General features: G+C 63.8%; 8 protein-coding genes and 2 pseudogenes. 5 read left to right on the forward strand and 5 right to left on the reverse strand.

Going from position 1 to position 14,989, the window contains the following annotated elements; translation table 11 throughout:
• The first annotated feature begins 184 nt into the window (after positions 1-184).
• On the forward strand, positions 185-1,894 hold the full coding sequence (locus JQ629_RS05120) for an outer membrane beta-barrel protein (protein ID WP_212411685.1): 1,710 nt from the start codon (positions 185-187) through the stop codon (positions 1,892-1,894).
• 250 nt (positions 1,895-2,144) lie between these two features.
• Positions 2,145-2,378, forward strand: coding sequence for a hypothetical protein (locus tag JQ629_RS05125; protein ID WP_212411612.1), 234 nt, complete (start codon positions 2,145-2,147; stop codon positions 2,376-2,378).
• A 98-nt stretch (positions 2,379-2,476) separates the two neighbouring features.
• On the opposite strand, the gene JQ629_RS05130 is transcribed toward JQ629_RS05125, so the two are convergent.
• Together JQ629_RS05130 and gltB are read right to left on the reverse strand one after the other, a co-directional pair.
• Positions 2,477-3,934: a glutamate synthase subunit beta gene (locus JQ629_RS05130; RefSeq protein WP_212411613.1), complete on the reverse strand. Its 1,458-nt coding sequence runs from the start codon at positions 3,932-3,934 to the stop codon at positions 2,477-2,479.
• A 160-nt stretch (positions 3,935-4,094) separates the two neighbouring features.
• Entirely contained in the window at positions 4,095-8,846 is a 4,752-nt protein-coding gene (gltB, locus tag JQ629_RS05135; RefSeq protein ID WP_212411614.1) for a glutamate synthase large subunit, read from the reverse strand.
• A 483-nt stretch (positions 8,847-9,329) separates the two neighbouring features.
• Between gltB and JQ629_RS05140 the strand changes: the two genes are divergently transcribed.
• Positions 9,330-10,115: a hypothetical protein gene (locus tag JQ629_RS05140; protein WP_349631209.1), complete on the forward strand. Its 786-nt coding sequence runs from the start codon at positions 9,330-9,332 to the stop codon at positions 10,113-10,115.
• Positions 10,116-10,255: 140 nt separating this feature from the next.
• Here the strand turns inward: JQ629_RS05140 and JQ629_RS05145 are convergent.
• Both JQ629_RS05145 and JQ629_RS05150 read right to left on the reverse strand, forming a co-directional pair.
• Positions 10,256-11,028: pseudogene (locus JQ629_RS05145) on the reverse strand (alpha/beta fold hydrolase).
• Between the two features lie 285 nt (positions 11,029-11,313).
• A complete protein-coding gene (locus tag JQ629_RS05150) occupies positions 11,314-11,784 on the reverse strand; it encodes an Hsp20 family protein (RefSeq protein ID WP_212211474.1) in 471 nt (156 codons plus the stop codon).
• A 246-nt stretch (positions 11,785-12,030) separates the two neighbouring features.
• On the opposite strand from JQ629_RS05150, the gene JQ629_RS05155 reads away from it, so the two are divergent.
• Together JQ629_RS05155 and JQ629_RS05160 are read left to right on the forward strand one after the other, a co-directional pair.
• A complete protein-coding gene (locus JQ629_RS05155; protein WP_212411615.1) occupies positions 12,031-12,978 on the forward strand; it encodes an alpha/beta fold hydrolase in 948 nt (315 codons plus the stop codon).
• A 182-nt stretch (positions 12,979-13,160) separates the two neighbouring features.
• Positions 13,161-14,153, forward strand: coding sequence for an NAD-dependent epimerase/dehydratase family protein (locus tag JQ629_RS05160; protein ID WP_212411616.1), 993 nt, complete (start codon positions 13,161-13,163; stop codon positions 14,151-14,153).
• 41 nt (positions 14,154-14,194) lie between these two features.
• Here the strand turns inward: JQ629_RS05160 and JQ629_RS05165 are convergent.
• Positions 14,195-14,815: pseudogene (locus JQ629_RS05165) on the reverse strand (di-heme-cytochrome C peroxidase); the annotation flags it as partial.
• Between the last annotated feature and the right edge of the window lie 174 nt (positions 14,816-14,989).

Here is a 14,989-nt window from a genome sequence, read left to right on the forward strand (position 1 = left end):
CCAGGGAGGAGGGGCAAAGCCCCCGGACCCCTCCTTAGCATGGCCCAACCGGCGATGCGACGCGGGCCGCCGGCTCTCAACGGGTCATTAACCATAATTGTTTTAACTCCATTAACGACGTTTTCCCCGCGCGCTCGGAGTACGTCGAATAAGTAGCTGACGTTGTTGGAGTATTTTCATCGTGATGGCAGGTCCAGTAAGGGGCCAAAGCAGGCGCGCGACAGCTTTCCGCGCGGTATTGCCATGCCTTGCGCTGATCGTCCTGACCGGCACCATTGCGCAGGCCCAGACCGTCACGCCTGACCTGTTCAGCCCGACCCGCAGCAGCCAGCTGACGCCGGTGGATTCGCCGCTGCGCCGGACCAATGCCGAGGCCAACGACAAGACCAGCGACGACGCCAACGACGCCCGGGTTCGCGACAAGGAGAAGCCCGCGCCGTCGCGCATCGGGGCGATCCCGCGCTATGGCCTGCCTGCCGCCAGCGGCGCCTCCAGCTCCGGTTACGACTCGCTCAACCGCAAGCTTCAGAAGCCGAAATATTATCCGGGACAGGTCCGGCCGAAGCCGCCGCCGGGACCGGGCAGTCGGCCGCCGCTGCTGTCGAACACGCCGCTGCGGCTTTCGATTCCGCCGTCGCAGACCGCGAACAAGGCCCCGATCCCGCCTGCGATGGCCGGCACCGTGGTGGGCCAACCCGCGCGCAAGCGCCTGAAGATCGACGACGACCCGTTCGGCGCGGTCGGCGATTACGCCGGCAGCTTCCTGATCAAATCGGCGCTCGAACTGCGGGGTGGCTACGACACCAATCCCGCCCGAATCGCCGTGCCGCGAGGCTCGCCATTTTATGTAGTCGCGCCCGAATTCCTCGCCGTCTCCGACTGGGAGCGCCACGCGCTGGTGGCCGATCTGAAGGGCTCTTTCACCGGCTACACCAATACGTTCCCGCCGGTGGACGGTGTGGTGTCGTCGGCGCCGACCAATGTCGATCGTCCGAATTTCAACGGCCATGTCGATGGCCGTCTCGATGTCTCGCGCGATACGCGACTGCTCGGGCAAGCCCGGCTACTCGTCGCCACCGACAATCCGGGCAGCCCCAACATTCAAGCGGGCCTCGCCAGGTATCCCGTCTACGCGACGTTCGGAGGGACTTTTGGTGTCGATCAGAACTTCAACCGGCTGCAGCTTTCCGCCGGCGCAGCCGTCGACCGCACCGTCTATCAGAATTCACAGCTGACCGACGGCACATCGACCACCAATGACGACCGCAACTACAATCAGTTCGGCGGTCTCGGGCGTGTCAGCTACGATCTGATGCCGGGCCTGAAACCATTCGGTGAAATCGAAGGTAACGTTCGCTCGCACGATCTGCTGGTGGATCGCAACGGCTATCAGCGCAATTCCAACGGCGGATCGGTGCGGGCCGGCACCACCTTCGAATTCTCACGGATATTGACGGGCGAGCTCGCGGTTGGCTGGGCGGCGCGTACCTACGAGGATCCGCGGTTGCTGCCGCTGCAAGGGCTGCTAACGTCGGCTTCGCTGGTCTGGGTCGCCACGCCGCTGACAACGGCGAAATTTTTTGCCACCACGACGATCAATGAGACCACGGTGCCCGGCGTCTCCGGTGTACTGACGCGTACCTACACCGCGGAGGTCGATCACGATTTTCGACGCTGGCTGACCGGCATCGGCAAATTCACGTGGGGCACGCAGACCTACCAGGGCGATCAGCGCTTCGATCGCTTCTATTCACTTTCCGGCGACCTGATTTACAAGATGAACCGCAATCTGTGGATCACCGGCACACTGCGTCGAGACTGGCTGGATTCCAATCAGCCCGGCAACAGCACCGCCGCCACCATTGTTATGCTCGGCGTGCGCCTGCAGCACTGAAGTTCATCGCCTCGCTTGTGTGCTTAAGGCAAGGGGAGTGAATTGTGACACACCGCTAACGGTTGTGTGACGGTGTCACACCCACTATTGCTTGACCGCGGACCAAAGCGGCCCCAATCTGGTGGTCCTTACAGAAGGAGTTTCAATGGCCCAGGGCAAAACTGCCTCTCGCAGCATTTTATCACGTACTTTGGCTACGATTATTCTCGTTGGCATCTATTGTTTCAGCATCGTCGGTGTGACGGCGCTGATGGTTGGAGGATCGACGACGGCGGCGTACGCGCAGCGCGGTGGTCGTGGCGGCGGAGGCCGTGGTGGCGGCGGTCGCGGCGGCGGACGCGGCCGGGGCGGTGGTCGTGGTGTTGGCCGCGGCGGCGGTTATTACCGCGGTGGCGGACGCGGCTATGGTCGCGGCTACGGTTATGGCGGCGGCTACTACGCGCCTTCCTGCTACTGGGCTGGTCCCGTGCGGATCTGTCCGTAAGTCCAGCGTTCCGCAGGACTGATATCTACAAGAATGGTGCAGTGCGCTCCGGCGCCCTGCACCATTTTTGTTTTGCCGTTCAATTGCGACCGCCCCGCTTACCGCGGCAGCGTGGTCGATCCCATCAGATACTGGTCGATGGCGCGGGCGCAGAGGCGGCCCTCGCGGATCGCCCACACCACCAGCGACTGGCCGCGGCGCATGTCGCCGGCGGAGAACACGTTCGGCACTGACGTCTGGTAGTCGGTCAGGTTGGCGCGAACGTTGCCGCGCTGGTCGAGATCGACGCCGAGCGTCTTCAGCATGCCGTCATGGACCGGATGCACGAAGCCCATCGCCAGCAGCACCAGCTGCGCGTCGAGTTCGAATTCGGTGCCGGCGATCGGCTGGAATTTTTCGTTGACCTGCACGCAATGCAGCTTCTGCACCTTGCCGTCGACGCCGGAGAATTTCTGCGTCAGCACCGCGAATTCGCGGCGGGCGCCTTCGGCCTGGCTCGATGACGTTCGCATCTTCAACGGCCAGTTCGGCCAGGTCAGGCCCTTGTTTTCGTGCTCGGGCGGCGCCGGCATGATTTCGAGCTGGGTCACGGACTTCGCGCCCTGCCGGAACGACGTGCCGATGCAGTCCGAACCGGTGTCGCCGCCGCCGATCACGACGACATGCTTGCCATCAGCGAGGATGTCCGCGGCCGCCCCGAGCGGCTCGGAGGAGACGCGGCGGTTTTGTTGCGGCAGGAAATCCATCGCGAAGTGGATGCCGTCGAGGTCGCGGCCGGGGATCGGCAGATCGCGGCCGGCTTCGGCGCCGCCGGTCAGGGCCACCGCGTCGTATTGCCGGTGCAATTCGCGCGGATCGATCGCGCCCGGCGAAGCTCCGCCGACATTGACACCGTAGTGGAAGGTGACGCCCTCGGCTTCCATCTGCGCCACGCGGCGGTCGATGACGTGCTTTTCCATCTTGAAATCGGGAATGCCGTAGCGGAGCAGGCCGCCGGCCTTGGCGAATTTCTCGTAGACATGGACGTCATGGCCGGCGCGCGCGAGCTGCTGCGCGGCGGCAAGGCCCGCAGGCCCGGAACCGACGATCGCGACCTTCTTGCCGGTCCTGCTGGGGGCGATTTCCGGCTTCAGCCAGCCATTGTCCCAGGCGCGGTCGACGATCGCGCATTCGATGGTCTTGATGGTGACCGGGTTGTCGTCGATGTTGAGCGTGCAGGACGCCTCGCACGGCGCCGGGCAGATGCGGCCGGTGAACTCCGGGAAATTGTTAGTGGAGTGCAGATTGCGCGAGGCTTCTTCCCAATTGTCCTGATAGACGAGGTCGTTGAAATCAGGGATCTGGTTGTTGACCGGGCAGCCCGGCGTACCCGGCTGAACCGAGCCGGTGCCGTGGCAATAGGGAATGCCGCAATTCATGCAGCGCGCGGCCTGGTCGCGGGTGTCTTTCTCGCTCAGCGGAATGACGAATTCGCGATAGTGCTGCAAGCGGTCGGCTACGGGCGCATATTTGCGGTCGTGCCGGTCGATTTCCAGAAAACCTGTGATCTTGCCCATTAAACCCAACGTTCCTGCAACTTAAGCTTCGTCGTCTTCGTCGTGCTCGTCATCCCCAGGGTGCGCGCTCTTGCGCGCCTCGAAGGATGAATTGTCGTCCCAGCCGTCCTTCGAGGCCCGAGCTTCGCTCGGGCACCTCAGGACGACGGCGTCGCCCAGTCTACGCCCCGATCGCGATTTTCGGCTCGGCGTCGGCGTTCGCCTTCAATTCCTTCAGCGCGCGGCGGTATTCCACCGGCATCACCTTACGGAATTTCGGCAGCCAGGTCTTCCAGTCGGCGAGGATCTCTTCGGCCCGCTTCGAACCGGTCAGCTTGGCGTGGCGCGTGATCAGGACGTGCAGCCGCTCGACGTCGGAGTCGAGCAGGTTCTGGAACACGTCGACCCTGCCATGCGCTTCGAGATCGCCGGTGTGGTGATAGGTGTTCTGGTTGATCATTTCTTCCGAGAGCACCGGTTCAAGCTCGACCATCGCCATGTTGCACAGCTTGGCGAAATCGCCGGCCTCGTCCAGCACATAGGCGATGCCGCCGGACATGCCGGCCGCGAAGTTGCGCCCGGTCTTGCCCAGCACCACGACGATGCCGCCGGTCATGTATTCGCAGCAATGGTCGCCGGCGCCTTCGACGACCGCGACCGCGCCGGAGTTGCGCACCGCGAAGCGCTCGCCGGCGATGCCGCGGAAATAGCATTCACCCTCGATCGCGCCGTACATCACGGTGTTGCCGACGATGATGGACTCTTCCGGCACGATGCCGGAATTGCGCGGCGGCTTGACGATGATGCGACCGCCCGACAGGCCCTTGCCGACATAGTCGTTGCCTTCGCCTTCGAGCTCGAAGGTGACGCCGCGCGTCAGCCAGGCGCCGAACGCCTGGCCCGCGGTGCCCTTGAGGCTGACCTGGATGGTGTCGAGCGGCAGGCCGGCATGACCGTAGATCTTGGCCAGCGTGCCCGACAGCATCGCACCGGCCGAGCGGTCGGTGTTGTTGATCTCCTCGTCGATCTTCACCGGCGCGCCCCGGTCGATCGCGGCCTGCGCCTTTTCGATCAGGCGGCGGTCGAGAACGGCTTCCAGATGATGGTCCTGCCTCTCGGCGTGATAGATCTTCTGGCCGGGCTGTTCCTTCTGGCGCACGAACAGTTTTGAGAAGTCGAGGCCCTTGGCCTTCCAGTGCGCCACCAGCGTCGACTGGTCGAGCATCTGGGTCTGGCCGACCATCTCGTTGAAGGTGCGGTAGCCGAGCTGGGCCATGATCTCGCGGACTTCCTCGGCGACGAAGAAGAAGTAGTTGATGACGTGCTCGGGCTGGCCGGTGAAGCGCTTGCGCAGCACCGGATCCTGCGTCGCGACGCCGACCGGGCAGGTGTTGAGATGACACTTGCGCATCATGATGCAGCCGGCCGCGATCAAGGGCGCGGTGGCAAAGCCGAATTCGTCGGCGCCGAGCAGCGCGCCGATCACGACGTCACGTCCGGTGCGGAAGCCGCCGTCGACCTGGACCACGATGCGGCTGCGCAGCCGCTCGCGCACCAGCGTCTGGTGGGTTTCGGCAAGGCCGATTTCCCACGGAGAGCCTGCGTGCTTGATCGAGGTCAGCGGCGATGCGCCGGTGCCGCCCTCAAAACCTGCGATCGTCACATGGTCGGCGCGTGCCTTGGCGACGCCCGCGGCCACGGTGCCGACGCCGATTTCGGAGACCAGCTTGACCGAGACCTGACCGTCCGGATTGACGTTCTTGAGGTCGTAGATCAGCTGCGCCAGATCCTCGATCGAATAGATGTCGTGGTGCGGCGGCGGCGAGATCAGGCCGACCCCCGGCGTCGAATGCCGGACGCGCGCGATCACGGCGTCGACCTTGTGGCCGGGCAACTGGCCGCCTTCGCCGGGCTTGGCGCCCTGCGCCATCTTGATCTGCATCATGTCGGAGTTGACGAGGTACTCCGTCGTCACGCCGAACCGGCCGGAGGCGACCTGCTTGATCGCAGAACGCATCGAATCGCCGTTCGGCATCGGCTTGAAGCGATCAGCCTCTTCGCCGCCTTCGCCGGTGTTGGACTTGCCGCCGATCCGGTTCATCGCGATCGCCAATGTCGTGTGCGCCTCGCGCGAGATCGAGCCGAAGCTCATCGCGCCGGTGGCGAAGCGCTTGACGATGTCCTTGGCGGGCTCGACCTGGTCGAGCTTGATCGGCTTGCGCTTCTCGTCCTCAGCGGACTTGATCCGGAACAGGCCGCGCAGCGTCAATAGCCGCTCGGATTGCTCGTTGAGGATTTTGGCGAACGCCTTGTAGCGCTCCAGTGAATTGCCGCGCGCGGCATGCTGCAGCATCGAGACCGATTCAGCGGTCCAGGCGTGGTCCTCGCCGCGGGTGCGGTAGGCATATTCGCCGCCGACATCGAGCGCGGTCTTGTAGACCTGCGCGTCGCCGAACGCGTCGCTGTGACGGCGGCAGGTCTCCTCGGCGATTTCGGCAAGACCCACGCCTTCGACCCGGGTGTGGGTGCCGGCGAAATACTTGGCGATAAATTCTGCCTTCAGGCCGACGGCGTCGAAAATCTGCGCGCCGCAATAGGACTGGTAGGTCGAGATGCCCATCTTGGACATCACCTTGAGCAGGCCCTTGCCGATCGACTTGATGTAGCGCTTGACGATCTCGTAATCGTCGAGCGAGCCGGGCAGGCGGTCCTTCATCGCGATGATGGTCTCGAACGCCAGATACGGGTTGATCGCTTCGGCGCCGTAGCCGGCGAGGCACGCAAAGTGATGCACTTCGCGCGGTTCACCGGATTCGACCACGAGGCCGACCGAGGTGCGCAGGCCGGTGCGGATCAGATGATGATGCACGGCGGCGCAGGCCAGCAGCGAGGGGATTGGAATCCGGTCCGAGCCCGCCATGCGGTCGGACAGGATGATGATGTTGACGCCTTCGCGCACCGCGCCTTCGGCGCGCGCGCAGAGTTCGTCGAGCACCTGTTCGAGGCCCGCCGCGCCGAAGCCGGCATGGAACGTCGTGTCGAGCGTGCGCGACTTGAAATGGCTGTCGGCAACGCTGGAAATCGAGCGGATCTTTTCCAGATCCGCGTCGGTCAGGATCGGCTGGCGCACTTCGAGACGCTTGGTCGAAGCGAGGCCCTGCAGGTCGAACAGGTTCGGCCGCGGCCCGATGATCGAGACCAGGCTCATCACCAGTTCTTCGCGGATCGGATCGATCGGCGGGTTGGTGACCTGCGCGAAGTTCTGCTTGAAGTAGGTGAACAGCGGCTTCGGCCGGTCCGACAGCGCCGAGATCGGCGTGTCGTTGCCCATCGAGCCCGCGGCCTCTTCGCCGGTCGAAGCCATCGGCGTCATCAGGATGGTGACGTCTTCCTGCGAATAGCCGAACGCCTGCTGCCGGTCGAGCAGCGGCAGGTTGGAGCGCATGCCCTTGCTCGAGGCGTCGGGCAATTCCTCGAGCTGGATCTGGGTGCGATGCAGCCAGTCGCTGTAGGGATGGCTCTTGGCCAGATCAGCCTTGATCTCGTCGTCGGGAATGAGGCGGCCCTGTTCGAGGTCGACCAGCAGCATCTTGCCGGGCTGCAGCCGCCACTTGGTGATGATCTGGTCCTCGGGGATCTTGAGCACGCCCATTTCGGACGCCATCACGATGCGATCGTCCTTGGTAACGAGATAGCGCGCCGGCCGCAGGCCGTTGCGGTCCAGCGTTGCGCCGATCTGGCGGCCGTCGGTGAAGGCGATCGCGGCCGGGCCGTCCCACGGCTCCATCATCGCGGCGTGATATTCGTAGAAGGCGCGGCGCGTCTCATCCATCAGGGGATTGCCGGCCCACGCTTCCGGAATCATCATCATCACGGCGTGCGGCAGCGAGTAGCCGCCCTGCACCAGGAATTCGAGCGCGTTGTCGAAACAGGCGGTGTCGGACTGGCCCTCATAAGAAATCGGCCACAGCCTGGAGATGTCCTTGCCGTACAGTTCCGAATGCACCGAGGCCTGCCGCGCCGCCATCCAGTTGACGTTGCCGCGCAGCGTGTTGATTTCGCCGTTATGGGCGATCATCCGGTAGGGATGCGCCAGCGACCAGGCCGGGAAGGTGTTGGTCGAGAAGCGCTGATGCACCAGCGCCAGCGCGCTCTCGAAATCCGGCTCGTGCAGATCGGGATAATACTTGCCGAGCTGGTCGGCGAGGAACATGCCCTTGTAGATCACGGTCCGGCACGACATCGAGACCGGGTAATAGCCGGCAAGGCCGCGATCGCGGCGCTGATAGATCGCCTGCGAGATCGACTTGCGCAGGATATAGAGCCGGCGCTCGAAATCATCCTCGGTCTTGGTCGCGCCGTTGCGGCCGATGAACACCTGCATGCAGGACGGCTCGGTCGGCTTGACGGTTTCGCCGAGCGAGGAATTGTCGGTCGGCACGTCGCGCCAGCCGAGCAGCTTCAGGCCTTCGTCCTTGATCTGGTCGGCGATGATGCTCTGGATTACTTTGCGCCACGCGGTCTCCTTCGGCAGGAACAGCGCGCCGATGGCGTACTCGCCGGGCTTCGGCAGCTTGAACCCGATCTCGGCCGCCTTGCGCGTGAAGAACGCGTGCGGGATCTGCACGAGGATGCCGGCGCCGTCGCCGGCGCGCGGGTCGGCGCCGACAGCGCCGCGGTGCTCGAGGTTGCAGAGAATGTTGATCGCGTCGTCGACGATCTGATGCGACTTCCGGCCCTTGATGTTGGCGATGAAGCCGACGCCGCAGGAATCTTTTTCGAGGCTCGGATCGTAGAGGCCTTCAGCCGGCGGACGCCAGCTCCACTCGCGCTGAGGCTCGGTATGATACGCGGCGTCGTCCGGTTTCGAGATAGCGGTCGCCGACAGCGTTTCTGTCACGATGTTTTCGCGCTCGAATTCCGACCCGCTCATCTTAGTCCTCTCAATCAGGTCAAGGGCCTTAACTGCACCGGCGCACCTTGGGCGCTTGCGGCACCCACCGGGCCACCGCTCGTCCGCCGCGAGCCGAAATTTCCTAAATTCAGGTTTGGGCGTTCAACGTCCCTGAGGAACGGCCTTGCCTGTACTTGCCTGGAGCTCGAAGCCGCCAGCTTTCGTTGCAATCCCCGTGCCGGGAATGCCCACAATTGAGACAGTGATGCTGTCCTAACTCCCGACCATGCCAAATTTTTCTCTATCACACAAGCGCGTGAAAGTCCCTGCCTGCATGACTGATCCGTGCCTGTAGCCGTCGAAACACACTGCCCCGGCTTGCCGAAACATACTGCCCCGGATTTGGGGCAAACGCGCCGCGATCCGGCCCAAGGACCGCCGAATTTCACAATGAAGTTCGGTTCCGGGACGGCCGGGCAAGAGAGCGAACACGCTCCAGGCAGGGGCTAACAGGAGCAATGGATGATGAAGTTCTTCACAGGATGGGTTTTTGCGGCGGGGACGGTTCTCGCCACAACGGCCGCCCAGGCGCAGGTACCGGCGCCTTACGAGGCCGGACGCTCGCCCTATTATTCGGTATCCGACATTGGCGACCCCTATTATGCGCCGCCCCGTTATGCGTCGCCGCCGGCCTATCCCGGGCCGCGCTACGGCTACGGGCAGGGGCCGATGCTGCTGCCGCCGACCGAGGTCTACACGGTGGTGCGCGAGAGCGGATTTTCGCCGCTCGGCATCCCGCAGCAACGCGGCTTCGTTTACACGATTTCGGTGATCGACCGCGGCGGCGACGACGGCCGCCTGATCATCGACGCCCGCACCGGCCGGATCATCCGCTTCATACCGGCGCACCGGATGGGCGATAATTTCAACGACGATCTGACCATGAATTACGGCCCGCCCGGATCGCTGCCGCCGACCCATGCCAGGGGCGCGCCGCGGCCGCCGAAGCCGGCGCCGCAGGTCGCGAGCCACACTGTGCCGGTGCCGAAGCCGAGCCCGCTCACCGCCAAGCAGGCTATCGCCGAACCGGCCGCCAAAGCCGTGGCGGCCAGGCCGGCCACCGCCGAGCCTGCGGCCAAACCCGCAGCCGCGGCGGAACCGGTGCAGCAATCGGCGGCAGCTCAGCCTAAATCGGCTGAAGCGCAAACAACGCCGGCCGCGGCCGTGACGACAGGAGCGGTCCAGGCCAAGCCGGTACCGCAGATCGCCCCGACCCAGGAGATGCCCAACGTGCAGGGGCTGGAGTAAAGAAGCTGTCATTCCGGGGCGAGGCGAAGCCTCGAGCCCGGAATCCATAACCACGATCGGGAGTATGGATTCCGGGCCTGCGCCAAGAGGCGCACCCCGGAATGACGAAGGAGTCGGGGGAGCGAGAACAGCCCCAGCACCTATTCCTTATGACCCGCTGCCGCGAGGATCAGGTCGGCGATCTCCTTCGGATGCGACACCAGCGACAGGTGACCCGCGTCCAGTTCGACCGTGGTCGCGTTCATGCGCTTGGCCAGGAACCGCTCGAGGTCGGGATTTTGGTCTGGTCCTGCTTGGAGACCGCATACCATGACGGCTTGGAGTGCCAGGCGGCCACGGTGGTGCGTCCCCCAAACAGGGAAACGGCGGTCGGCTCCTGCACCGCGTAGAGCACCTCGGCCTTTTTCGGCGCCACGCCGTTGGCGAAATATTTCAGGAACGAATCCTCCGATAATTTGGTGAAGCCGTCATGTTCCCGGATCCCGGCGCGCACCGGCCCGGCCGGGAATTTTCCGGAGAGCGCGACAAAATCCTCGCCCGCATCGGGGCCGCGCGCGGCGACATAGACCAGCGCCGATACTTTCGGATCCGTTCCGGTCTCGCTGATCACGGTGCCGCCCCACGAATGCGCGACCAGCACGGTCGGCCCGTCCTGCAGTGCCAGCGCGCGGCGGGTCGCGGCGACGGAATCGGCAAGCGACGTCAGCGGATTCTGTACGGCGGTGACCTTCAGCCCCGCGGCCTGCAGATAGGGGATGACTTCCGACCAGCTCGAGCCGTCCGCCCACGCCCCGTGCACCAGCACGACATTGCGCGCCACCGGCGCCGCCGCCTCGGCCTGCGCCGGGAGTGTGCCAAGCGATCCCGCAAATGCCGTGACCGCGAGCGCCGTTACCAGTTGAACCATCTTCATCGAACCTGCTCCGTGATTTTTTCAGCGTGATGCGCTGCCCATGATTGGAGTTTCGATACGCGGGGCGTGACGTTACGGCGTTCACGGCAGTGTGAAATCACGAACATCGCGCACAAAAAAACGCCCCGGTTTCCCGGGGCGTTCTCGCGTTCAGCCAATATCTGCTGAAAGCCTGATCGCGCTCATAGCGTTTTCGAGCGAAGTGGACACCGGTTCGCGTGAAGAAAACGCGTCAAAACGAGAATCTAGAGCTTCGGTTCTGATCCGATCAGAACCGAAAATGCTCTAGGCCGCGACCGCCGAGCTGTCGACGACCCGCGGGGTCTGGGAGCCGTTGCTGATCGGAATGCTGCGCGGCTTCTTGGCCTCGGGAATCTCGCGGACGAGATCGACGTGGAGCAGACCGTGCTCGAGCGAGGCGTTCTTGACCTGCACGAAATCGGCAAGCTGGAAGGCGCGTTCGAAGGCGCGCGCCGCGATGCCGCGGTATAGCACTTCGGATTTGTCCTGGCCGTTCTCGTTGGCTGACTTCTCACCCTTGATCGTCAGCGTGTTTTCCTTGGCGACGATCGAAAGCTCGCCTTGCGAGAAGCCGGAGACCGCAACGCTGATGCGGTAGGCGTTCTCACCGGTGCGCTCGATGTTGTAGGGGGGATAACCGGGGCTGCCGTCTGACGCTGCCTGGTCGAGCAGGGAGAAGAAGCGGTCGAAGCCGACGGTGGAACGATAAAACGGGGCGAGATCGTAGGTACGCATAGGGTAGTCCTCCATTGAGCGACTGTTGCAGTTAACCCGCCCGCCATCGGGCCGGGCTTTCGTCCATGTGCAGCCTCAGATTTCGACTCCGAAACACCGGGGTATTCGGTTCCGAAACACTGGTAGCGGCCTGCACAGAAGTGATATGGGAGAGGCTGAACATCGTTCAAGAGGGGCCAAACCAGGTCCCTTTTTTGATACCCCGCCTTGATTTCCAGCCCGTTTCACCTAGCCGGTTCCCTGTCCATGACGCTCGTCTCGATCCCTGCCAATCCGGTTCCGGAGGATGTCGTCAGCGGCACCATCAAGACGCCTGACGGCGCCGAACTGCGCTTTGCGCGCTGGGCACCGCCGGCGGGCCGCAAGGGTACCGTCTGCGTCTTCACCGGCCGCAGCGAGCAGATCGAGAAATATTTCGAGACGGTGCGCGACCTGCGCGATCGCGGCTTTGCCGTGGCGATGATCGACTGGCGCGGCCAGGGTCATTCCTCGCGGCGCTTGCGCGATCCACGCAAGGGTTATGTCCGCGATTTCTCCGATTTCGAAATCGACGTCGAAACCTTCGTGCAGCAGGTGGTGCTGCCCGATTGCCCGCCGCCATATTTCGCGCTGGCGCATTCGATGGGCGGTGCCGTGATGCTGCGCGTCGCGCATGCGGGAAAACGCTGGTTCGACCGCATGGTGCTGTCGGCGCCGATGATCGATCTGCCGGGAAGCCGGACCTCGTTTGCGGCGCGCGCAATGTTGCGGGTGCTGCGGCTCGCAGGTCAGGGCGGCCGTTACGTGCCTGGAGGCAGCGACGCGCTGACCGGCACCGAATCCTTCATCAACAATCCCTTCACCAGCGATCCCGTGCGCTTTGCGCGCAACGCCGCGATCCTGGAAGAAGACCCGACGCTGGGCATCGGCTCGCCGACGGTGGCCTGGGCCGACACGGCGTTTCGCGCGATGCACGGTTTTCGCGCGTCGAACTACCCTTCCGAAATCCGCCAGCCGATCCTGATGCTGGCCGCCAGCAGCGACACCATCGTCTCGACCGCGGCAATCGAGGAATTCGCCTATCATTTGCGCGCCGGCTCGCATTTGGTGATTGCCGGGTCCAAGCACGAGATCCTGCAGGAGCAGGACCGCTACCGCTCGCAATTCTGGGCCGCGTTCGACGCCTTCGTACCGGGCACGCCGCTGTTCAAGTGATCAAATCCGAATAGACGCGAGTTTGAAAGGTTCTCGATAGCGATGGCATCGAGGATGACCAAATCGGCTCGGTCGAAAGTGCGGTCCCAACTACCAGGTGTGGTAGGCTCAAGTCCCGATTACGTCTCCGTTAAGTCGCGCCGGAGGAATGTGATCGCGTTGGCGATAGGGGAGGCAGCTTCATGCGTCTGTTGATTCTGGGCGGGAGCCAGTTTCTTGGGCGCGCGATTGCGGCTCATGCTTGCGCTGCCGGACATGACGTGACGTGCGCCGCACGGGGGCTTGCGGGTCCGATTGCGCCCGGCGCGAAATTTGTTGCCGTCGACCGCGACGTTTCAAATGGTCTCGAGCCGCTTGCCCGCCAGGAGTTCGATGCTGTCGTGGATGTATCACGTCATCCGGGCCAGGTGCGCCGCGCGGTCGCCGCACTCAAGCAGCAGACCGGGCACTGGACCTTCGTCTCGACAGTAAGCGTTTATGCGGACAATCGCACTCCCGGGCAGCGGGCGGACACCGCCCCACTGCGGGCACCCACCGCCCCGGAGGTCGAGTATAGTAGTGAAGAAATCTATGGTGCTGCGAAAGTCGCATGCGAGCAGGCCGTAGGCGAAAGCGCCTTCATTTGTCGGGCGGGTCTTATTGTCGGGCCGGAGGATCCGACGGGTCGGTTCACTTATTGGCCAGCGCGGCTTGCCCGCGGAGGCGAAGTGCTTGCGCCCGGGAGCCCGGAGGATACCGTTCAGTTCATCGACGTGCGCGACCTTGCCCAATGGATCGTTCATGCCGCGCAAGCCCGCCTGACTGGTGTCTATGACGGAATTGGGCCAACGCGCCCCCGCGGCGAACTGCTGGCCGAGTGCGCGGCGGCACTGGGTTCATCCTGTACGTTTACATGGGTAAATCGTGCCTTCCTGGAGCAGCACGACGTCAGACGTTGGGCGGGCCCTCGATCACTCCCTTTGTGGCTCCCTTTGCCGGACTTTGCCGGCTTTGCTACGCGCGACACGACACCGGCGCGTCATGCCGGCCTCACCTTGCGGCCTCTTTCGGAGACCGCGCGTGACACGCTTGACTGGCTGCGCACCACCAACGGCACAGTCGTCGGCCTAACCGCCGATGAAGAAAGGGAAGTGCTTGCCGCATGGCATGCGAGGGGCCAGCATCCTGGCAACTGACGACGACGTGATCAATTCTATGACTGCACGGCCTGGCCGGCTGGCGCCGGCAGCCGGTCGGTGATGCGCTTGGGCAGCTTGAGTTCGACGAACAAGGTGCGGACGTCGGCGACGCTGAGGTAGCGCGCCTCGCCGTCGCCCTTGCCGAGAATGTCGAGCAGGACCGGCCATTCGCCCTTCATCATGATCGGATAGGTCCAGCGCGCCTTATCGCCGTCGCGCTTCAGGTTGTCCGCCATGAAGGTCTCGATCTGCTTGGCGTTCAGCCCGGGCTCGGTGCCGCCATCGGGATTACGGTATTCCTGGCCGAAGCTCGCGAAGCGTTCGATCTGCTCCAGATTGACCTGTCCATTCACTTCGAGGATGCGAGAGCCGGCGCCATGCTTGTCGAGCGGGCCGTTGCGCAATTCATCGAGAATCGCGCCTGATGTCACGCTCCTCAAGGGGTGGCCGTTTGCGATCATCGCAATTCCGTAGGTGAGCACCTTCGCCCGGATCAAGCCCATTCCCGTTTTGCCGCTCGCCAGCCCGATGTCTTCGGTCAGCGTGCCGAGCGGCACGATGTGGCCGTCAACATAGCCGTTCGCGACCAGCGCGCGCAGGAACGGGCAGGGATTATTCGGAGAGACGGCGATCTGCGTGGCCGGTGCTTGGTCTGGCATGGATCCAATCCTGAAAAGGCAGCGAATATGAAAAAGACAATCGGCGTCAGTCTGAAGGGGAATGGATTCGAAAAGGGAATCCGCCGGTCGTGTACTACTTCAGGGTGCAAACGATTTTCGCCGGATTCGAAGCCGTGTCAACCAGAGGCCGAAGACGTGGCCGGCCGGGATGAC

This window comes from Bradyrhizobium sp. AUGA SZCCT0222, from assembly GCF_018130205.1.
Classification (GTDB): Bacteria; Pseudomonadota; Alphaproteobacteria; order Rhizobiales; family Xanthobacteraceae; genus Bradyrhizobium.